This window comes from Schaalia meyeri, from assembly GCF_900105015.1.
GTDB lineage: Bacteria > Actinomycetota > Actinomycetes > Actinomycetales > Actinomycetaceae > Pauljensenia > Pauljensenia meyeri.
Map to the genome: position 1 here is coordinate 1 of NZ_FNLK01000009.1, position 20,295 is coordinate 20,295.

20 protein-coding genes, 2 tRNA genes and 1 other RNA gene are annotated in these 20,295 nt (G+C 66.8%); 11 read left to right on the top strand and 12 right to left on the bottom strand.

Annotation, left to right across the window (positions count from 1 at the left end):
• Nucleotides 1-26: 26 nt before the first annotated feature.
• The 3 genes from BLT68_RS04225 to tadA all read right to left on the bottom strand — a co-directional run bounded on the left by BLT68_RS04225 (nucleotide 27) and on the right by tadA (nucleotide 3,273).
• A complete protein-coding gene (locus tag BLT68_RS04225) occupies nucleotides 27-560 on the bottom strand; it encodes a hypothetical protein (RefSeq protein ID WP_074632990.1) in 534 nt (177 codons plus the stop codon).
• A 122-nt stretch (nucleotides 561-682) separates the two neighbouring features.
• Nucleotides 683-1,678 carry a MoaD/ThiS family protein gene (locus BLT68_RS04230; RefSeq protein WP_050695849.1) on the bottom strand — a complete coding sequence of 332 codons (996 nt, stop codon included), beginning with the start codon at nucleotides 1,676-1,678 and terminating at the stop codon, nucleotides 683-685.
• A gap of 263 nt (nucleotides 1,679-1,941) precedes the next feature.
• A complete protein-coding gene (gene tadA, locus BLT68_RS04235) occupies nucleotides 1,942-3,273 on the bottom strand; it encodes a tRNA adenosine(34) deaminase TadA (protein ID WP_232618742.1) in 1,332 nt (443 codons plus the stop codon).
• Nucleotides 3,274-3,478: 205 nt separating this feature from the next.
• Between tadA and upp the strand changes: the two genes are divergently transcribed.
• Nucleotides 3,479-4,117: a uracil phosphoribosyltransferase gene (upp, locus tag BLT68_RS04240; protein WP_050695377.1), complete on the top strand. Its 639-nt coding sequence runs from the start codon at nucleotides 3,479-3,481 to the stop codon at nucleotides 4,115-4,117.
• A gap of 66 nt (nucleotides 4,118-4,183) precedes the next feature.
• On the opposite strand, the gene BLT68_RS04245 is transcribed toward upp, so the two are convergent.
• From BLT68_RS04245 to BLT68_RS04265, 5 genes are all read right to left on the bottom strand, one after another.
• The gene (locus tag BLT68_RS04245) at nucleotides 4,184-4,993 is read right to left on the bottom strand and encodes a MetQ/NlpA family ABC transporter substrate-binding protein (RefSeq protein WP_074632993.1); all 810 of its coding nucleotides are present in this window, start codon (nucleotides 4,991-4,993) and stop codon (nucleotides 4,184-4,186) included.
• Between the two features lie 85 nt (nucleotides 4,994-5,078).
• Nucleotides 5,079-5,813 (bottom strand): methionine ABC transporter permease, encoded by a 735-nt coding sequence (locus BLT68_RS04250; protein ID WP_074632994.1) that lies wholly within the window; start codon nucleotides 5,811-5,813, stop codon nucleotides 5,079-5,081.
• Nucleotides 5,810-6,832, bottom strand: a complete 1,023-nt coding sequence (locus tag BLT68_RS04255) for a methionine ABC transporter ATP-binding protein (protein ID WP_074632996.1) — start codon at nucleotides 6,830-6,832, stop codon at nucleotides 5,810-5,812. The genes BLT68_RS04250 and BLT68_RS04255 overlap by 4 nt, the downstream gene beginning before the upstream one ends.
• Before the next feature lie 155 nt (nucleotides 6,833-6,987).
• Nucleotides 6,988-7,359: a fluoride efflux transporter FluC gene (locus tag BLT68_RS04260; RefSeq protein ID WP_074633000.1), complete on the bottom strand. Its 372-nt coding sequence runs from the start codon at nucleotides 7,357-7,359 to the stop codon at nucleotides 6,988-6,990.
• On the bottom strand, nucleotides 7,356-7,823 hold the full coding sequence (locus BLT68_RS04265) for a fluoride efflux transporter FluC (RefSeq protein WP_074633001.1): 468 nt from the start codon (nucleotides 7,821-7,823) through the stop codon (nucleotides 7,356-7,358). The genes BLT68_RS04260 and BLT68_RS04265 overlap by 4 nt, the downstream gene beginning before the upstream one ends.
• Before the next feature lie 194 nt (nucleotides 7,824-8,017).
• Here BLT68_RS04265 and gluQRS point away from each other — a divergent pair, with 194 nt between their 5' ends.
• Entirely contained in the window at nucleotides 8,018-8,956 is a 939-nt protein-coding gene (gluQRS, locus tag BLT68_RS04270) for a tRNA glutamyl-Q(34) synthetase GluQRS (protein ID WP_074633003.1), read from the top strand.
• A 1,171-nt stretch (nucleotides 8,957-10,127) separates the two neighbouring features.
• Here the strand turns inward: gluQRS and BLT68_RS04275 are convergent.
• Both BLT68_RS04275 and ffs read right to left on the bottom strand, forming a co-directional pair.
• A tRNA-Arg gene (locus BLT68_RS04275) sits at nucleotides 10,128-10,200 on the bottom strand.
• Nucleotides 10,201-10,329: 129 nt separating this feature from the next.
• An RNA gene (ffs, locus tag BLT68_RS04280) (signal recognition particle sRNA small type) lies at nucleotides 10,330-10,425 on the bottom strand.
• A gap of 147 nt (nucleotides 10,426-10,572) precedes the next feature.
• Here ffs and BLT68_RS04285 point away from each other — a divergent pair.
• Nucleotides 10,573-11,136, top strand: a complete 564-nt coding sequence (locus BLT68_RS04285; RefSeq protein ID WP_074633005.1) for a YbaK/EbsC family protein — start codon at nucleotides 10,573-10,575, stop codon at nucleotides 11,134-11,136.
• A 173-nt stretch (nucleotides 11,137-11,309) separates the two neighbouring features.
• Here BLT68_RS04285 and BLT68_RS04290 read toward each other — a convergent pair.
• Both BLT68_RS04290 and BLT68_RS04295 read right to left on the bottom strand, forming a co-directional pair.
• A tRNA-Ser gene (locus BLT68_RS04290) sits at nucleotides 11,310-11,394 on the bottom strand.
• Between the two features lie 122 nt (nucleotides 11,395-11,516).
• Nucleotides 11,517-11,999 (bottom strand): hypothetical protein, encoded by a 483-nt coding sequence (locus BLT68_RS04295; protein WP_074633007.1) that lies wholly within the window; start codon nucleotides 11,997-11,999, stop codon nucleotides 11,517-11,519.
• Between the two features lie 153 nt (nucleotides 12,000-12,152).
• Between BLT68_RS04295 and BLT68_RS04300 the strand changes: the two genes are divergently transcribed.
• The 8 genes from BLT68_RS04300 to BLT68_RS04335 all read left to right on the top strand — a co-directional run.
• Nucleotides 12,153-13,541, top strand: coding sequence for a uracil-xanthine permease family protein (locus BLT68_RS04300; RefSeq protein ID WP_074633009.1), 1,389 nt, complete (start codon nucleotides 12,153-12,155; stop codon nucleotides 13,539-13,541).
• A 343-nt stretch (nucleotides 13,542-13,884) separates the two neighbouring features.
• Nucleotides 13,885-14,355 carry a MarR family winged helix-turn-helix transcriptional regulator gene (locus BLT68_RS04305; protein WP_050695387.1) on the top strand — a complete coding sequence of 157 codons (471 nt, stop codon included), beginning with the start codon at nucleotides 13,885-13,887 and terminating at the stop codon, nucleotides 14,353-14,355.
• Entirely contained in the window at nucleotides 14,352-15,185 is an 834-nt protein-coding gene (locus BLT68_RS04310) for an ABC transporter ATP-binding protein (protein ID WP_050695388.1), read from the top strand. Before BLT68_RS04305 ends, BLT68_RS04310 begins: the two co-directional genes overlap by 4 nt.
• Nucleotides 15,182-15,820, top strand: a complete 639-nt coding sequence (locus tag BLT68_RS04315; protein WP_050695389.1) for an ABC transporter permease — start codon at nucleotides 15,182-15,184, stop codon at nucleotides 15,818-15,820. The genes BLT68_RS04310 and BLT68_RS04315 overlap by 4 nt, the downstream gene beginning before the upstream one ends.
• Nucleotides 15,817-16,512 carry an ABC transporter permease gene (locus tag BLT68_RS04320; RefSeq protein WP_050695390.1) on the top strand — a complete coding sequence of 232 codons (696 nt, stop codon included), beginning with the start codon at nucleotides 15,817-15,819 and terminating at the stop codon, nucleotides 16,510-16,512. Before BLT68_RS04315 ends, BLT68_RS04320 begins: the two co-directional genes overlap by 4 nt.
• Entirely contained in the window at nucleotides 16,509-17,411 is a 903-nt protein-coding gene (locus tag BLT68_RS04325; RefSeq protein WP_050695391.1) for an ABC transporter substrate-binding protein, read from the top strand. Before BLT68_RS04320 ends, BLT68_RS04325 begins: the two co-directional genes overlap by 4 nt.
• A gap of 259 nt (nucleotides 17,412-17,670) precedes the next feature.
• Nucleotides 17,671-19,260 carry a peptide ABC transporter substrate-binding protein gene (locus BLT68_RS04330; protein ID WP_050695392.1) on the top strand — a complete coding sequence of 530 codons (1,590 nt, stop codon included), beginning with the start codon at nucleotides 17,671-17,673 and terminating at the stop codon, nucleotides 19,258-19,260.
• Between the two features lie 293 nt (nucleotides 19,261-19,553).
• A partial coding sequence (locus BLT68_RS04335) for an ABC transporter permease (protein WP_074633011.1) occupies nucleotides 19,554-20,295 on the top strand: 742 nt, incomplete at its 3' end.

Genomic DNA, 20,295 nt, shown 5'->3' on the forward strand with positions numbered 1-20,295 from the left:
ACAGCGCGCCTATGCGCCAAAACCAACTATTTAGCTACCTTAAACCTACGAACCAACGGCTTATCCGGCTGATCCGCACCATCAATCTTCAACGTCCACACATACACCACATCACCACCACTACCCTCAACATCCACCGTCCACGACGAGTAATACTCACAATCCTGCTCCACACACAAATCATAAGAATCCCCACCCAAACGCCAAAAATCAGTAGCCGACATCATCTTATACACCATGTCGTCCTTATTCACCGAAACCCGATTCTGCGCATCCAACTTAAACTGCTGACCCGAAATACCAGCCGGATCCACCCCCACCAACTGAGCACCCACCATCTTACTCAACGCCACAGCCTTCTCACCAATCCTGCGCTTTTCCTGCCCAGAAGCAGAACTCATCTGAGCAATCAACTCACGCTTTTGACCCTCCGGAATATTCTGCAACTTACTAATATCAGCAGAACCCCCACGAAACGGAAAACAACCAGACAAACCAACAACAACAAACAAAAAAGACGAAGCCGCAGCAACAACACGACGAGAAACAAGAGACAACATAACTACTCTCCTACTTTCAGACTGGTCAATCATACGCACCCCAGGGGGCAGCGTGTCAACTCTGTGATCCGATCCGGAATCGCGGCGCGTCGCCGCGCGCCCCCACACCAATGGCTGCGACATCACCCGCCAGCGAAGGGAGGCAGAACGTCGACGCGCGTCCCCGGGACGAGCTCCGTGTCCAGGCGCGCGGAACGCTCATTCACCAGGTAGCTCGACACGTCCAGGATCCGGCCGAGCTTCGGCCTGTCCTCCCTGAGCTGTTCGATCAGTTCGCCCAGCGTCGCCGGCGTCTTTGAGGACGGCAACTCACGCACGTACCCGCCGGCCGCCTCGGCCGCACCACCAAAAAAGTGCAGCGTCGTCGACATCGGCTTCGGATTCGCTTCGTTCACGGGGCGGATGTAAACGATCAACCGCAGGGGCTCCACCGGATCGGCCTCCAGCGCCCACGTGGCAAATCCCGTTGCCGTCCGCTCGAACACGCGCTCAACGATCCCGCGCCGCAACTCCAACGCCAGATCATCCGGCGCCCCCGGCTCCGTGAACGGGCAGGCTGTCAGCACGACCGCCAGGGGATCGCTCTCGTGCGGGACCGAGGCAAAACCCATCGCGTTCATGAACAGCCGAACCTTGCCCAAGTGCCCAGCTATATTGAAGGCGTCGCGCACGCTGCGACGGGAAGCCGAATGAGCGTGGTCGGGCACCGCCATGGCCTCCATCGCCGCATCCGCCCACCGCGCACCGATCTCGCGCACCGAAGCGGCGGGGTCGGACGCGTCCTCCCGCAGCCACGTCAACAGCGAGGAGGTCAGCTGATGGAGCATCTGCGCCGCAAAAGAAGGATCCGCGGGAGTCGTCGTCGAATAGCCGAACGCTGGGCGTCCGCGCCCCGAGGAGGGTAACCGCTGCTTTTCGACCAGCCCCAGGCCGCACAGCCCCTCAAGCGTTTCGCGCACGCTCGACACGTGCAGGCCGACCTCCCGGGCCAGCTCAGCCACGGTCACGGGGCTCGCATGACACGAAATCCGCTCCAACAGGGCGTGCTGCGCGGGAGTCAAGGCGGCCATCGCCGCCAGTGTTTCAGCCAGCGGCCGAGAACGGGAGGCGTCGGTCATCGCGCGTCCTCTCTTGCTCATACTCACTCATCCTCAACGGAAATACCCGCGACGGGCGTTTCCAAACGGCTTTAGCGGCGTTACGTTACTGACAAATCGCGCTGCAATTCTAGCCAGCTCACGCGCGCACCCGCACGGCCAGCGCCACCGATCAATCACGCCCCGCCGCGAGGAATCCGCTTAACCGGCCGTCGCCCACCGCGCGCACGAGGCGGCGCGACGCGGGCTTGCTGGCCGCATCGCTCTCGCGGCCCGGGCCCACCTTAATGGCGCGCGCTTCCGCGCCGACGGGCGGAGCGGCGCACGCGGATCCCGGAGGTCACGGGGTCAACATCACTGAACTGGCGAGGCGACAGCTCGTAGTCAACGCGGTGCTCGGGCTCCGGCTCGAAGGCCTGCGGGAGGGGCCGCTGGGTCCCGCCGGGGACGCGCTGCGTGGCGCGCTGGGGGAACGCGGGCGGCGCGGGAATCGGCTCCAGCACCTCCTCAACGCGAGACTGGGCGGGTTGACGCACGCGAGGCGGCGGCGCCTCGCGCAGAGGCTGAGAGACGGGACGGCTGGGCTGGGCGGGCGTATAGATGCCTTCGGGAGCGATCGCGGTGGGACGCACGTGGACGGGGCGGATCTGGGGGACGTTCTTTGTGATGGAGTCGCCAGAGGCGACGGGGGACTCGGCGGGCACGGCCGCCCCCGCGCGGCGCGCTCCCGGCCGCGACGGGGGCAGCGGGGGGGCTACCGGGGTCTGAGGGGCCGAGGCGCCCGCGGGTATGTCGGCCGGGTCGTCGCCGTTGCCGGAGACTCGCTCCAAGAAGGGTCGGCCCGCGCGGCGCGGCAGGGGCGTGCCCTCGGTCCTGCGGTGACGGCTGAGCCCCGCGGGAGGCGGCATGGGCACCGGGTCGCCCTGGGGGCGACCGGCGGGGTCGGTGGGCGCAGTTGGAGCCGTGGGCCTAGAGGGAGCGACGGACGCGGTCGGCGCGGTAGGAGCAGCGGGCGCATCGGGGGTGATCAACTGGGCGGGAACGTCCTGGTCCACGCCGGACGCAGCAGACGCATCCGCGCCGGGCTGCGGGGCCGGGGCTGCCAGGTCGCCCGGCTCGTGAACGGGGGCGGCGATGACAGGCATTTCGTCGGCGGAGCGACGACCAATGAAGAAGGAACGCAGCTGCATGGCGGCCTCCTGGGCCAGGACGCCGCCAATGACCTCGGTGGGGTGTGGCATGCGGGTATCACGCAGGACGTCGCGCAGGGATCCGGCGGCACCGGCCTTGGGATCCCACGCGCCAAAGACAACGCGATCGACGCGGGACGCCAGGATCGCACCCGCACACATGGTGCACGGCTCAAGCGTCACGACGAGCGTGCATCCGGTCAGGCGCCACGTGCCCAGGGCCTGGCCGGCCTCGCGCAGGGCGACAATTTCGGCGTGACCGGTGGGGTCGTGATACGCCTCGCGACAGTTCCATCCCCGTCCGATGATGTGGCCGCCTGAGTCTATGACGACGGCCCCGACGGGCACATCCCCCGTTTCGCGGGCGCGGTTGGCCAGAAACAGGGCCTTCCCCATGACTTCGCGGTACTGCTCGTTAGCTGTCACCCCTCCAGTTTACCGGCCAAAGCACAATTGAGGTAACTGAAGAGCACGGGGTTGGTGAGGCTAAAGTGACACATGAACTTGACACTCGCCTCCTCCTCGTCCCGCGCTCACCCCCGCACCCCGGCGCGACCTCGCCGAACACGCCGCATCCCGCCTGCGACACACCGAAGTGCACAGCCGCGCGCGAACGCGGTAGCCTATAGACATGCGCCTCCACGTAGCTAATCACCCCCTGATCACCCACAAGCTCACCGTCCTGCGCGATCGCGAAACGCCGTCGGCAACGTTCCGCCAGCTCGTAGACGAACTGGTCACCCTGCTCGCCTACGAGGCAACCCGCGAAGTGGCCGTCACCGAGACCGCGATCAACACCCCCGTCGCGCCGACAGTCGGGCTGAAGCTCTCCGAGCCTCGCCCGATCGTCGTGCCCGTCCTGCGCGCCGGCCTGGGCATGCTTGAGGGCATGACCCGACTGCTGCCCACCGCAGAGGTCGGCTTCCTGGGCATGCGTCGCGACGAGGACACCCTGGAGATCGAGACCTACGCGAACCGCCTGCCCGATGACCTGTCGGGGCGCCAGTGCTTCGTCCTGGATCCCATGCTGGCCACCGGGCACACCATGGTTGCCGCCACGAACTACCTCTTCGAGCGCGGCGCCAGGGACGTCACCTGCGTGTGCATCCTGGCCGCCCCGGAAGGCGTGAGCACGCTCGAAGCAGCGGTCGGTGACCGCGCCGACGTCACCGTCGTCGTCGCGGCCGTCGATGAGTGCCTGAACGACAAGTCCTACATCGTCCCCGGCCTGGGCGACGCGGGGGACCGCCTGTACGGCATCGTCGACTAAGGCCGGGGCCGCCTGGCGCTCCCCGAGGCGAACCCGGACCCCGCCACGCGGCGCCGGGCGCTGGCGTTAGAACGCCGGGATGACCGACCCGTCGGGCCAGGTCTGCTTGATGTATTCCTTGACCTGATCGGAGTGCAGCAGCTTTTCGAGCCTCGCGGTGGCATCGGCCTTATCGGAGCCGCCCTTCCACACGAGCACGTTCACGGCCGGGTTGTGCTCGGGCGACTCGACGACCAGCGCGTCGCTGGAAATGCTCTTGCCACCCTCCTGGGCAAAGTTTCCGTTGATGACGGCGTAATCGAAGTCGTCGAGTGAGCGCACCAACTGCGGCCCCTCGACCTCACGGAAGTTGAAGTTCTTCAGCTTGGTGACCGTGTTGACGTTGACGTCACCGCCCTGAGGGATGGAGACCAGACCCTGCCTGGCCAGCAGCTCCAGGGCGCGCGACTGGTTGGACGTGTCGGAGATGATGCCGATCGTGCTGCCGTCCGGCAGTTCGTCCAGGGACTTGTGCTTGTTGGAGAACACGCCCAGGGGCTCCAGGTGGATGCCTTCGCCCGCCTCGAAGTCGTAGCCGAACTGCTGCTCCGCGTTGTTTAGATAGGGGACGGTCTGATAGAAGTTCGCGTCGAGGTCCCCGTCGTCGAGCGCCTTGTTAGGCTGCACGTAGTCGGTGTATTCGACGACCTTCAGCTTGATCCCCTCAGCGGCAGCCAGGTTTTCGTTGACGTAGGTGAGGATCTTCGCGTGGGGCGAGGGGGTCGCGCCCACCGTCAGCGTAACGACGTCGGAGGAGGCGGAGCCGTCGGAACAGGCCGCCAGGCCCAGGGAGGCCACGGCCGCCAAGCCGATGGCTGCGAAAGTGCGGTAACGCATGGTGGTTCTCTTTCCTGCTTCTTGATGGGATGGATGGACCGGGCCGGTGACCTCGCGAAATCCGTCAGCGACCCCACGGGATCCGTCAGCGCGCGCGATGGTCGAGTGCGCGCGAGATGAGGTCGCCGATCACCTGGATGACCTGGACGATGACGATGATGGCGACGACGGTGCAGATCATGACGTCGGTCTGCCAGCGGTTGTAGCCGTAGTTGATGGCCATCTGTCCCAGTCCGCCGCCGCCGACGGCCCCGGCCATCGCGGAGTAGCCGATCAGGGTGATCGCCAGCGTCGTGACCGACTGGACCAGGGCGGGCAGGGCCTCGCGAATGAGGACCCCCCAGCGGATCTGCCGGTTGGAAGCGCCCATCATCTGGGCGGCCTCAACCTTTCCGGGGTCAACCGCCAAGAGATTGGTCTCGACCAGGCGCGCAAAGAAGGGCGCCGACAGGATCACGAGGGGCACGACCGTGGCCAGGGAGCCGGTGGACCTGCCGACGATCAGCTTCGTGACGGGGATCAAAACGATGATGCCGATGATAAAAGGCAGCGAGCGCACGACGTTGACCACGAAGGAGACGCCCTGGTGGACCGCCTTGTTGGGCGTAAGCCCACCCTTGCCGGTCTGGACCAGGACGAGGCCCAGGAGCGTGCCGATGATGACCGCACAGACCGTGGACAGGCCCACCATCTGCAGGGTCTCGAAGATCGCGGGCACGAATTGTTTCTTGAGGGCTTCGTTATCAAACCATGTCGGGTCGCCCTTACCCGCGGGCGCGATCGCCAGGGCGGGCCAAGCGGCCAGGTGTACGGCGGTCATTGGTCCCTCACTTCCGCGTGGACGTTGTTCTTGCGCAGCTGCTCGATGATCTTGTCGGCGTGGTAGGCGGGGACGGTCAGGGCCAGGCGGCCCACCTGCACGCTGCCGAGAGACTCGAAGGTACCGGCCGTCACGTCCGCGCCCATGGAGGAGGCCAGGCGCAGGACGGTCGCCCCCGTGGGCACGCCCGGGTGCGAGGTGAACACCACGTCGAGCAGGACGACACCGGGGGAATCGGAGTCGGGAACGTAGCCGTGCGGTGGCGTCGCAGCGGAGTCGACGACGGGCATGGGGACCAGTTCGCGGGCAAGCGGGGTGGCCGGGTCGGCCACGACCTCTGCGAGGCTGCCGGATTGCAGCACCTGTCCGTGGCCCAGGAGGGTCACGGAGTCGCAGATCTCGCGAACGACTGCCATCTCGTGGGTGATGATGACGACGGTGACGTCCGCGACGTCGCGGACGCGGCGCAGCAGCGCGAGGATCTGCGCGGTCGAATCGGTGTCGAGGGCGCTGGTCGGCTCGTCGCACAGGAGCACGGCCGGATTGTCGGCCAGGGCGCGGGCGATGCCGACGCGCTGGCGTTGACCCCCCGACAGCTGGGACGGGTAGGAATCGCCGCGTCCCGCCAGGCCCACCAGTTCGAGCAGCTCATCGACGCGCTCGCGCCGCTTTGCGGCGGGCACGCCGGCAAGCTTGAGGGGATAGCCAATGTTGTCGGCGGCGGTGCGCGCATCCAGCAGGTTCGCGGCCTGGAACACCATGCCGATGCGACGGCGAGCCGCACGCAACGCGGAGCCCGCCAAGGTGGACAGGTCCAGGCCATCGACGACGATGCGGCCATCGGTGGGCTTCTCCAGCGCCGTCAAACACCTGATGAGCGTGGACTTGCCCGCGCCGGACCTGCCGACGATCCCGTGAATGGATCCGCGGTCAACGTGCAGGTTCACCCCATCGAGCGCGACGACTTGGCCGCCGTTTTTCACGGGGTAGACCTTGGACACCCCGGTGAGGTCAATCATGAGCTTCTCCGTTACTGGGCCGCGCGGCCCGCACGATCAGGATATGAGGGGCGCGCGCGGGCGCGCCACGCATGCTGTTACAAAACTCCGTATCGTGGCTACACCCTCATCGACCAGCGCAATTCGAGCCCCAGCCTGGAGGCACCGTCAACGCGTCACCGGGCGAGCGCGATCCCCGCCACGGCGGCCACCCAGGACGCCGCCCACGTGCCCAACGCCAAGGCCAGCGACCGGCCTCTCAGCCCATCGGACCACAGGGTCACCGCGTCCACGATGGCGGTCGAAAAAGTCGTGAAGCCGCCCAGGAAGCCCGTCGTCACGATGGGCATCGCGGCGGAGGGCGCCGCCCGCGTGGCGACGCCTGCCAGGAAACACCCGATGACGTTGACGACCAGGATCCCCAGGCGTGCCGCCGCCGGCTCGCCCCACCCAGACAGCGCCCGCTGGGTGAGCCGATCCAGCCAGAGCCGGGCGCACGCGCCCACGCCGCCCGCCAGCGCCACGCACGCGAACAGGAAGACGCTCACGCTCCCTCACCCCGACTCGCCCCCGATTCGCCGGGCGCACTGGGGGCGCACATCCGCTTCCCGACGCGCGTGCCCGCCCACGCGGCCGCGCCGCCCAGGGCCAGCAAAGCGAGGGAACGGGCCGCGGCCTCGGCGATGCCACTGCGACACGCGTGATCCGCCGACGCCACGATGTACGTCCCGTACGTGGTGAAGGCACCCGTAAAACCGGTGCCGACCAGCAGCTTCAACTGGCGAAGCTCCGCGGCGCCGCCACGCCCGATCGCCAGGCGTCCGCCCACCCACGCGGCCACCGCGCCCAGCCCAAACGCCCCCATCACGTTGACCGCCGCCGTTGACCACGGCAGGAACAGGCCACCAACCGGGAAAGCCAGCGCCACCTGATCCAACAGCGCACGCGCAGCCGTGCCCACGGCCCCGCCCGCGCCGACCGCCAACCAATCGGGAACCCGACTCCTCACCATGGCGCCCACTTTACGCCCAGCGAGCCACCCGCCCCAGGGCGACGCGAAGCCGCAACCACCAATCCCGCAAACCGCGCGCCCCTCGTCCCAAACGACGCGGGTGAGCCTCCAGCAGTGGCCATTCCACACGTCACCGCAGTCTTCCGTCCCCGCGCGGCGCGGGATCGGGACGCCTGCCTCGTACACTGACACATATGACGAACGCCGGACGATTCGCACCCTCCCCCACGGGCGACTTTCACCTGGGCAATCTGCGCACCGCGATCCTCGCGTGGGCGTGGGCACGCACGACCCGGCGGCGCTTTGTCCTGCGCATCGAAGACATCGACCGCGCCCGCGCCGGGTCCGCCGACCGCCAGATCGCGGACCTTGAGGCCATCGGCATCGACTGGGACGGACAGCCCCTCATCCAGACCACGCGCGCCGACGCGCACGAGGCGGCGCTGGCCGATCTGGCGCGGCGCGGCCTCGTCTTCGAGTGCTACTGCTCGCGGCGCGACATCCGCGAGGCCGCTTCCGCCCCGCACGTCCCGCCCGGCCACTATCCGGGCACCTGCCTGAATCTCAACGAGGAAGAACGCCACGTCAGGCGCGAGGCCCTGGCCGCCGTCGGCCGCGCACCCGCCCTGCGGCTGGCTGCCCCCTCCCGCACGTGGACCGTCACCGATGAACTCCACGGCACCTACACGGGGCCCGTCGACCACTTCGTCGTCCGGCGCTCCGACGGCGTGCCGGCCTACAACCTGGCTGCCGTGGTCGACGACGCGTTCCAGGGCGTTGATCAGGTCGTGCGGGGATTCGACCTGCTCTCTCAGGCGCCCGCGCAGGCGCAGCTCGCGCACCTGCTGGGCGCGCCCACGCCGACGTACGCGCACGTGCCCCTCGCGCTGGCTCCCTCGGGCGCTCGCCTGGCGAAGCGCGACGGCCCGGTCACGCTGGCCGATCTGCGAGGCCTGGGCTGGTGTGCCCCCGACGCCGTTGCCTTCATCGGCGAATCTCTGGGCGTGTCGGGCGCCCGGCGCGCCAGCGACATCGCGGACTCCCTGGGGATCGACGGTCTGCGGGCGCTGCCCACCGACCCGTGGGTGGTGACGCCGCCCACCGGGCAGGCCGCCGCTTACCCGCTCCGCTAGAACACGCTGGTGCGGCGGGCATCAGCCTTGGCCTCGCCCCGCGCGCCGGCCTCGCCGCGGGCACGCTCACGGCGACGCGAAACCCGCACCGGCCCTGCTCGGAGACAACTCCCATAATCGGGGGTTTTTCGGACCGCCGGGGCGACTCCGGTTTCAATCCGGAGAGTCGCATCAAGGTTATGGGGCGGGCTTGTACGCTGACGGGACTGCCCACGTCCGCCTGAGCGGGTTAGCGCGCGCCTTACCGTGTTCACGCGCACCCCAGCGGATGCGGGTTAAGCGCAATCACCTAACAACAGGCTGTCTAGCCCGCGCAAGCCACCAGGGCGAGAACGCGCAGCACACGCGAGCCCCGCACCTGGATAGGAAACAGCCTCCTGGATAGGAAACGGCCACCTGGATAGGAAACGGCCACCTGGATAGGTTAATAACCTATCCACGAGCGCATAACCTATCCAGCAACACACTTCCTATCCATGAACCAGCCACAAAAAGGCAGCGGAGCACCAGCAGCGGAGTCGGACCACTGCAAGGTTGACGGTGCCGCGAAAAACGGCGCACAACCCCGGCCAGCACGCGGCACCTGATCCCACGCGGACCGACAGCGAAGACAACGACTACACCCAGGAGAAATCCAGCAGCAGACCACGAGCCCGAACGGGCCGACACCCGCGGGCACCACAACGCGCACACCCCAGGAACCTCCCCACACCACCAAACCACCAAACCACAAAGCCACAAAGCCACCCTTCCAACAACACGCGGCGTCCTATAAACCACTTTCCCACGCCAACAAGACGAACACTCACGGCCAAACCAACACGATCCGCCCTATAACCCGGCCTTGCCCCGTGCGCACCGGCCTCGCCTCGGGCACACTCACGGCGAGGCGAAACCCGCACCGGCCCAGCATGGCCGCGCGCACGCATGTTTGAAACCCGCATCGCACCTGCTCGGGCACAACTCCCGCAATTGAGGGTTTTTCGGCCCGCCGGGGCGGCTCTGGTTTCAATCCGCCACACGGGAGCCAATACCGGGGCGACTCCGGTTTCATCTGAAAGCGCCGCATCCCGCCATGGAAAGCGACACGGGAAACGAAAAGGCACCCCCGCAGGGGTGCCTCAGAAAATGCAGAGCCCCCGCCGGTGGATCGCACCGAGGGGGGCCGCTGCGCGCCCGAAGGGACTCGAACCCCCAACCTTCTGAACCGTAATCAGATGCTCTATCCATTGAGCTACGGGCGCAACGCCGTTTGGCTGGATACAAGCTTACACGCTCCGTATCAAGATACAAAATCAGATCGCGTGACCTGAAGCACTCAGAAGAAGTGCGTCCCGTACCCGACCAGAATCGAACAGCACATACACAGCACATACAAAGATCCTCCGCGCACCCGGCAGCGCACCCTTATCCTTGCTGCATTCCTGCCCTGGGGAGGTTCGGATGATACCGTCACGCGGAGGACCGGCCCCCAGCATACACGTTTTCCTCCCGCCCGCGCACACCGGCTCCATCGTCGGGCCCCTGGCGGCATCCGCGTCGCCACCCACCCGCACGCCCCTGCCCGCCGAACCGCACCCACGCCCATGGTGGTGGAGTCGGTCTACCCTGGTGGGGTGAGCGTTATCAACATCCCCGGCCTGGGCTCAATGGAGCCGCTGCCCGCACTGGATCACCTGGATCTCCTGGCACCCCCGGTCGCCGAGGCCCTGACCGCGCTCGCCAGACGCGGGGTGGCCACGGCCTCCTCCGCCCTGGTGGCCGCGATTGACCCCGACCTGACGGATACGGAGATCATGACCGAGGCATTCGGCATGGACCTGGCCCTGTCGTCGAATTGCATCCTGGTCGCGGGCAAACGCTTGGGCGAGGAACGTATCGCCGCGTGCGTCGTGCGCGCATCGATGAACGCGGACATCAACCACGTCGTCAAGAACCGCTTGGACGTGCGCAAGGCCAGCTTCTGGCCGCAAGAGCGCGCGGTCGCGGCGTCCGGCATGGAATACGGGGGCATCACCCCCGTCGGGGTGCCCGCCTCGTGGCGGCTGCTCATCGACTCCGCGTGCGCCTCGGGATGGAACTGCATCGGGTCGGGACTGCGCCGATCAAAGCTGTTCGTGACGGGCCAGATCCTGGCGGCCCTGCCGGGCGCGGAGCTCATCGAAGGACTCGGAATCTAGCGGGGCGCGGGGCGCGCAGATAAGAGCGGATAAGAGCTGACCACGCGGCGGCCCGGCCTGCCCGTATCCGGGCCGGGCGGGCGTTGACACCTTGAGCACGAGCGTTGACACACGGGTCACACAAACAGTAACCCCGGAATCGCTTTTTGTTGCGATTCCGGGGTCACTGGCTGCGGAGGATGGGGGATTCGAACCCCCGAGGGCTTGCACCCAACACGCTTTCCAAGCGTGCGCCATAGGCCACTAGGCGAATCCTCCGTGCACGTGGTGCCCGACAATCATAAGCGATAGGACGCCCGCCGCGCCAATCCTGTCCAATGGGGCCGATCACAGCCCGCGCGCGGGTTTTGCCCCGCACACGGGCACAAACCGACGGCGTCTCAGCGAAAGAGGGGAGGCAGGTAGAGGAACCCCCAGATAGCGACGAGAACTGCGTCGTAGGTCAGGGCCGCGATCGCCTCGTGGGTGCCGATGCGTTCGGGCAGACTCTGGGCCCGCATGAGGCCGATGCAGGCCAAGATGGCACTGATCAGGATGGGCAGGCCCAGGAATCCGAAGACGCTGAACCACAGCGCGGCCCTGGCCGTGGGATTGGTGACCGGCGCGGGCGACGTGTAACCGCCGTCGGCAAAGATGGCGTTCACGTCCAGGTATTCGGTTCCCGGGAATGACTCACCGCTTCCGACACCGGGAGCGGCGGCGCTGATCGGGGCATACCCATAGCCGTCGGTCATGGCCGGATAGGGGCAGCTCGGATCGACGAAACCCGGATAGACGCTCTCGCCCACCGACGAGGCGGCGGCCGGGCCGCACGCGAGGGCGCCGGTTGGCGCGGGGGCACAGTTTGGCGCGGGCGAAGTCATGCCTCAACTATCTCACAGCAGAAGGGACACCCACCACACGTTGCGCGTCAGCGCTTCTTTTGCGTGGTGAACTCGACAGGCGATGGGGTGGACATGCTATTCTACTGTTCCGACCAGTACGGCCACCCTTACTCATCGACTGATCGGAGTTATATGCCTGCGAGCAAAACGAAGACATCGCTGTTCCGATGGAAGCTTCACGGTAACGGCACGTCAATTGATCCTGGTGATGTCGTCCTTCCCGGCGAACGGCTCTCGTGGCCGCGAACGATTGGGATCGGCGCCCAACACGTGGTCGCAATGTTTGGTGCGACGTTCCTTGTTCCGTTGTTGACTGGTTTTCCACCGTCAACAACGCTTTTTTTTACCGCAATCGGCACCCTCCTCTTTTTCCTGGTCACCGCGGGCCGTCTCCCGTCCTACCTGGGGTCTTCGTTCGCGCTGATCGCGCCGATCCTGTCGGTGACGCAAACGCTGGGCGCGCCCTTTGCGCTGGGCGGCATTATCGCGACGGGCGCGACGCTGGCCCTCGTGGGCGTGATCGTCCACTTCGCGGGCGTGCGTTGGATTGATGCGGCGATGCCGCCCGTGGTGACGGGCGCGATTGTCGCGCTGATCGGCCTGAACCTGGCACCGGCCGCGTGGAACTGGGTCAAGGAAGGCCCGATCACGGCGGTCGTGACGATCGCGTCGATCTGCCTGGTGACGGTCCTGTTCAAGGGCATCATCGGCCGCCTGTCCATCCTGATCGGCGTGCTGATCGGTTACGTGGCGGCCATCGCTCAGGGCGAAGTGTCCTTCGACGCGGTGGGCCAGGCCGCGTGGTTCGGCCTGCCGCAGTTCCATACCCCGGCCTTCTCGCCCTCGACGCTGGGCCTGTTCCTGCCGGTCGTGTTCATCCTGATCGCCGAGAACGTGGGTCACGTGAAGTCCGTGTCCGCGATGACGGGAGAAAACCTGGACGATCTGACGGGCCGCGCGCTGATCGCGGACGGCGTATCCACGATGCTGGCCGGCAGCGGCGGCGGGTCGGGTACCACCACTTACGCCGAGAACATCGGCGTGATGGCTGCGACCCGCGTGTATTCGACGGCGGCCTACATCGTGGCCGCCGTCGTTGCGCTGGTCCTCTCGATGCTGCCGAAGTTCGGCGCGTTGATCGCGACGATCCCGGCGGGCGTACTGGGCGGTGCGGGCACCGTGCTGTACGGCATGATCGGCATGCTGGGCGTGCGCATCTGGGTCCAGAACCGCGTCGATTTCTCGAACCCGGTGAACCTGAACACGGCTGCCGTGGCCCTGATCGTGGCGATCGCGAACTTCACGTGGAACGTCGGCGAGATGACCTTCGAGGGCATCGCCCTGGGGACGGCATCGGCTCTGCTCATCTACCACGGCATGCGTTTGATCTCGAAGGTGCGCGGCACGAACCTGGAGGCGGCGACGCCCGCGTCGGCGCCGTCGGGTTCGGAGCTGGAGGGCGAGGCTTATTCCAAACGGCACCGCTCGGGCGAGGCCGCGCGGCAGGCCGACGCGACCTGACGCGTTAATCGACGAGGCCGGGGCTCGGCCGCTTCCCCACCGCGGGTGGGGGCGGGCTGGGTCCCGGCCTCGTTTGTGCGCTTAGGCGGCGAGCGCGGCCGCGGGCAGCCCGATGACCGGGCCGGGGGGGATCACCCCGCCCGAGGGGAGCGGCGTGTCGATCAGTTTTCGGATCGACACGAGGCTACCCGCAACCGGCGCTCAGCTGGCTATTTTCCGCCCCGCTCTCGACCGCCTCGTCCTTCCCGCGCAGGGATGCAGGATCAAAATTATGTCAAAACAAGGAAGAGGATTACCTCACACTCCATTCACATAGAAACTATTTCCGTGTGAGACTATTTGCATGTCAATAGCAGCACCCTATCTGTTCAAGGAACTGATTCACGCGGAAGTGCGCGCCTGGAACTCGGTCGAAAACGCCCTGAGCAACGCGGGAAACCCGCTGACCCTGGGCAGATTCCTGGTGCTTCGCACCGTCCGGGACACCCCCGCGTGCCGCATCCAGGAGGTGGCATTAAGCCAGGGAATCACGCTGGGGGCGGCGTCGCGCCTGGTGGATCGTCTGCACCGCGACGGCCTGCTGAGCCGGACGCAGTGCACACACGACCGCCGCGCCACGATCCTGACGGTGACGAAGCAGGGGCTGGCGCACCTCGAGATGGCCGCGAGAATCGTCGAGGCGGAGCAGGAACGAATCTTTTCGCACCTGTCCCCCGCCCAGCGCGACCACCTGGCCGGGTCGCTGACCGTCATCGGCCGGGCCGGAGAACACTCGTGGCCACACGCACCCGCGAGAGGGAGGGTACGCGCATGATTCGCTTCGACCATGTTTCAAAGACCTATCCGGGGGGGACCCTCGCCGTTGAAGACTTTTCGCTGCACGTGGAGCGCGGCTCGACGACGGTCTTCCTGGGCACTTCCGGCTGCGGAAAGACGACGCTCATGCGAATGGTGAACGCGATGGTCACCCCGACCTCGGGCACGGTGTTCGTGCGCGGGCGAGACGTCGCGGAAGAAAATCCGGTGCACCTGCGCCGGTCGATCGGCTACGTCCTGCAAGAGGGGGGCCTGTTCCCCCACCGCACGATCGCGGATAACGTGGCCACGGTCCCCAGGCTGGAGGGCACGGGAAAGCGCGAGGCGCGTGAACGCGCGCTGGAGCTCCTGGACCTGGTGGGGCTGGACCGCGACATGGCGCCGCGCTACCCCGCGCAGCTGTCAGGCGGCCAGCGTCAGCGCGTGGGCGTGGCGCGGGCCCTGGCCAACCGCGCGGACATCCTGCTGATGGACGAACCTTTCGGCGCGCTGGATCCGCTCGTGCGCGCGGATCTGCAGAGCGAGCTGAAGAAGATTCAGCGGGCGCTGGGCACGACGATACTCTTCGTCACGCACGACGTGGACGAGGCCTTCACGCTGGGCGACCAGGTCGCGGTGCTGTCCCGCGGCGGACACATCGAGCAGGTGGGCACCCCGCCCGAGCTGCTTTCCTCGCCCGCCTCAGATTTCGTGGCAGACTTCGTGGGCGCGTCTCGTGCAGCCAAGCCGGTGCAGGTGACCGGCACTGACGGCTTGGTCGTTGACCAGGACGGCACCCCCGTGGGAACACTCACGCCTGCCGACCAGGCCGGGGAGGGATGCCCATGACATGGCTGAACGCTAACTGGGGGTTGATCGGGAAGCTCGCGGCCACGCACCTGTGGATCGCGCTGCCGGCGATCGCCCTGTCCGTCCTCATTTCCGTGCCGGTGGCCCGCTGGGCCGCATTCTCGCGCCGCGGCGGCTGGGTCCTGTCCGCCCTCTCGGCGCTGTACGCGGTGCCGTCGCTGCCGCTCCTGGTGGTCGTCCCGGTCGTCATCGGGGTGGCGCTGCGATCCTCCGCGAACATGATCGTCGTGCTGACGCTCTATGGGGTAGCGGTCCTGATCCGCCAGGCATCGGAGGGTTTCCGCGCGATCCCGAGGGCGACGCTGCGAGCCGCGAGCGCGTGCGGCTACTCGACGCCTCGGCGCTTCGCGGAGGTGGAATTGCCGCTGGCGACACCGGTCATCGTGGCGGGCACGCGCGTCGTGGCAACATCGACCGTCTCGCTGGTGACGGTCGGAGCGTTCATCGGCGTGCGTTCGCTGGGCACGCTCTTCACGGACGGTTTTCAGCGGGGCATCGTCGCCGAGGTCATGACCGGATTGGTCGCGACGGTGATCTTGGCGCTGGCGGTCGACGCGCTCATCCAGGGTATCGGCTGGGCACTCACGCCGTGGGTGAGGAGGGGGCGAGCATGAGTATTCTCGCAGCTGCGCTGGCGTGGCTGGCGTCCCCGTCACATTGGATGGGTTCTACGGGCATCCTGGCCCGATCGGTTGAGCACCTGGGGCTGACGTTCCTGATCGTGGCGCTCGCGGCCGCGGTCGCCGTGCCCGTGGGCACGTGGATCGGCCACACGGGCAGGGGGCGGTGGCTGGTGAGCGCGACGGGCGCCGCGCGCGCGGTACCCACCCTGGGCGTGCTGACGCTGGCCGGGGTGTGGCTGGGCATCGGCCTGGCGGCTCCCACGCTGGCCCTGCTGATCCTGGCGATTCCCCCGCTGCTGTCGGCCACCTACTCGGGGATCGCATCGACGCCGCGGGTGACCGTGGACGCGGCCCGGGCGATCGGCTTGACCGAGGCTCAGGTGCTCACCGGTGTCGAGGCCCCGCACGCGGCCGGGCTGGTCGCCGCCGGTGTGCGCTCGGCGACCCTGCAGGTCATCGCCACGGCCACGCTGGCCGCCTACACGGCTGACTACGGGCTCGGCCGCTTCCTGTATGCCGGCCTGAAGACCCGAGACTATGCGCAGATGATCGGCGGCGCGATCGTCGTGGTCGCGCTGGCGCTCGCGGTTGACGCCGCGCTGGCGGCCCTGACCCGCGCGCTGGGGGCACACACCCATTCCCTCCCCGAGACAGGTAATAATTCATCGAAGGAGTCCCAATGAAACGCTCAATGACGACGGTGACAGCCACTGCCGTTGCTGCGGTAATGATCGCCGCCTGCGGCTCTGTCGAGTCCCTGGAGGGCGACGTCGAGAGGGATTCTCCCAGGATCGTGGTCGGCTCCCAGGACTATTACTCGAATGAAATCCTGGCGGAGGTGTATGCCCAGGCGCTTGAGGGCGCCGGTTTCTCGGTGGACCGCCAGCTGAGGATCGGCCAGCGCGAGGTGTACATGCCCGAGCTTACGGCCGGCATGATCGACGTCTTCCCGGAGTATACGGGCAGCCTGCTGCAATACCTGGAGCCGGAGGGCGAGGAGCGCACTTCTGAGGACGTATACCAGGCCCTGTCCACCGCGCTCCCGTCCGGGCTGCGTGCCCTCGACCAGGCCCAGGCGACCGACCAGGACTCCTACGTGGTGACCTCGACCTTCGCCGCCGAGCACTCCGTGACCTCGATCGGCGACCTTGCTGGCGCGGGGCCGCTGGTCCTGGGCGGGAACTCGGAGCTGCAGACGCGCCCCTACGGCCCGCGGGGCCTGGAGCAGACCTACGGGGTGAATGTCTCTTTCACGCCGATCGAGGATTCGGGTGGCCCGCTGACCGTCCGGGCGTTGAACGACGGGATGATCCAGCTGGCCAACATCTATTCCTCGGATCCGTCGCTGGCGGATGGAAACCTGACTGTCCTGGAGGATCCGAAGGGGCTGTTCCGCGCCTCGCACGTGGTGCCGCTGGCATCGCCGCGCGTGGACGCGGAGGCGGCCGCCGTCCTCAACTCGGTGAGCGCCGAGCTGGGCGCCCAGGACCTGATCGAGATGAATCGGGCCTCGACCCAGGATCAAAAGTCCGCCTCGCAGATCGCTCGCGAGTGGCTGGCCTCCAAGGGGCTGGTGCACTGAGGCCGGGCGTTGGACGAGGCCGGGGCGGGGTGCGCGTATTCGCCTCCCGTGCCCCGGCCTCGTCGCGTGACTGGTCGCTCACACAAGACGCCATTTTGTGTGACACACACCATTATTTGACCTAGATTTTACGTTTGTAACCAAAATGTAATGCGCACATGATGGACATCTTTCGTCTCTCCCACGCGTCGCGGGTTAACCTCGGACCATAGCTGAGGGCATCGCCCCCAGACCACCCATCAACCAGGAGGAAGAATCCATGAACCTGAAGAAGGCATGGCTCGTCATCCCCGCGGCCGCCGCGCTCGCCCTGACCGCCTGCGGCGGCGACGTGTCGACCGGCTCCGGCGACAAGATCGTGACTCTCAACGGCTCCGAGCCCCAGAACCCGCTGCTGCCCGGCATGACCAACGAAAACGGCGGCGGCAAGATCCTCACCGCTGTCTTCAGCCAGCTCGTGCGCTACGAAAACGACGGCACCGCCGTCCTCGACGTCGCCGAATCCATTGAGCCCAACAGCGATGCGACCGAGTGGACCATCAAGCTCCACAACGACCGCAAGTTCTCAGACGGCACCCCGGTCCAGGCCCACAACTTCATCAAGGCCTGGAACCTGATCACCTCCGCCGCCCAGGCGCAGTCCTCGTTCTTCGACTTCTTCGAGGGCACCGACGACGAGGGCACCGGCGAGATCACCGGCCTGACCGAAATCGACGACTACTCCTTCACCGCGAAGCTGAAGAACCCCACCTCCGACTTCGTTTCCCGCCTGGGCTACACCGCCTACGCGCCGCTGCCCGACTCCACCCTGGCCGACCCAGACGCCGGCGGCCAGCTGCCCGTCGGCAACGGCCCCTACAAGCTGGCCTCCGACAGCGCCTGGGAGCACAACGTCAAGATCTCGCTGGTTCCCAACGAGAACTACGTCGGCAGCGAGAAGCCCCAGAACGACGGCGTGACCTTCATCTTCTACTCCAGCCTGGACGCCGCCTACCAGGACCTGTCCTCGGACTCCGTGGACGTGCTCGAAGCCGTCCCGGCCTCGGTGTTCGCCACCTACGAATCCGAGCTCTCGGGCCGCACCGTGAACCAGGCCTACGCCGGTTCCCAGTACTTCACGATCCCGGGGTACCTGCCTCACTTCTCGGGTGAGGAAGGCCGCCTGCGCCGCCAGGCCATCTCCATGTCCATCGACCGCGAGACCATCACGAAGACCATCTTCAACGGCACCCGCACCCCCGCCAAGGACTTCACCGCCCCGACGCTGGCCGGCTACGACGCAAACGTCTCCGGCAACGAGGTCCTGACCTACAACCCCACCAAGGCCAAGGAACTGTGGGCGCAGGCCGACGCCATCTCCCCGTGGGATGGCAGCTTCACCATCGCCTACAACGCCGACGGCGGCCACAAGGAATGGGTGGACGCGGCCTCTAACTCCATCAAGAACACGCTGGGTATCCAGGCCGAGGGCAACCCCTTCGCCGACTTCAAGTCCCTGCTCAACGCCGAGGACTCCGATTCCTTGACCGGCGCCTTCCGTAACGGCTGGATGGGCGACTACCCCTCGCTGTACAACTTCCTGCAGCCGCAGTACGTGACAGGAGCCTCCTCCAACAAGGGTCGTTACTCCAACGCCGAGTTCGACTCGCTGCTGACCCAGGCCTCGTCCGCTACCTCCACAGCCGAGGCGAACAAGATCATGCAGCAGGCCCAGAGCATCCTCCTCCAGGACATGCCGGCAGTCCCGCTGTGGTACACCAACGCCAACGGCGCATGGTCCACGAAGGTCTCCAACGTGCACTTCGACTGGAAGGGTCAGCCTGTCGCCTACCAGATCACCAAGAAGTGAGTCTAGGCTCTCACCTCGCATCGGGGGGCGGGCGGCTGAAGCCGCCCGCCCCCCTCGCATCTGGGTCACTCGCGCACGCAACGCGGACACTTAGCCGCTGCCCGGCCCACGCTGGACCCGCACTTTCGCCCCCGTTAGGGCGCACAGCGATTGATTCGACAGACAAATTGTGGCACTCGCACGCCATTTGCCCAATCTTTACCCTATGATGAACCCATAGTCGGCCTCTCGCGCGAGGCACCACCAGGGATCGGAACCTCCCCTCCCCCGACACGAACACTAAAGGATTGTCCATGCTCCGCTACATCGGACGGCGACTCCTCCAGACCATCCCGGTCTTCTTCGGAGCCACCTTTCTGATCTTCGCGATGGTCTACCTCATGCCAGGTGACCCCGTCGCCGCACTCGGCGGCGACCGCGGTCTCTCCGAGGCTGCCGCCGCGCAGATCCGCGCCCAGTACAACCTGGACAAGCCCTTCTGGCTGCAGTACCTGCTGTACCTCAAGGGAGTCTTCACCCTCGACTTCGGCACCGCGTTCAACGGCCAGAAGGTCACGTCCATCATGGCCACCGCCTTCCCCACGACCGCGAAGCTGGCCATCTACGCCCTGCTCATCGAAACCGTCCTCGGCATCGGCCTGGGCGTCGTCGCCGGCATGCGTCGCGGAAAGTGGTTCGACTCGACGATCCTCGTCGTCTCCCTCCTGCTGATCTCGGTCCCCACCTTCGTCCTGGGCTTCGTCCTCCAGTACGTCCTGGGCGTCCAGCTCGCCCTGCTGCCCACCACAGCCTCGCAGTCGATCGACATCCGCAGCCTCACGATGCCGGCCCTGGTCCTCGGCGGCGTCTCCCTGGCCTACGTCATCCGACTGACCCGCCAGTCCGTCTCCGAGAACGTGTCGGCCGACTACGTGCGCACCGCGCGCGCCAAGGGCCTTGGCGGCGGCGTCGTCATGACCCGCCACATCCTGCGCAACTCCCTCATCCCCGTCGCCACCTTCATCGGCGGCGACCTCGGCGCCCTCATGGGCGGCG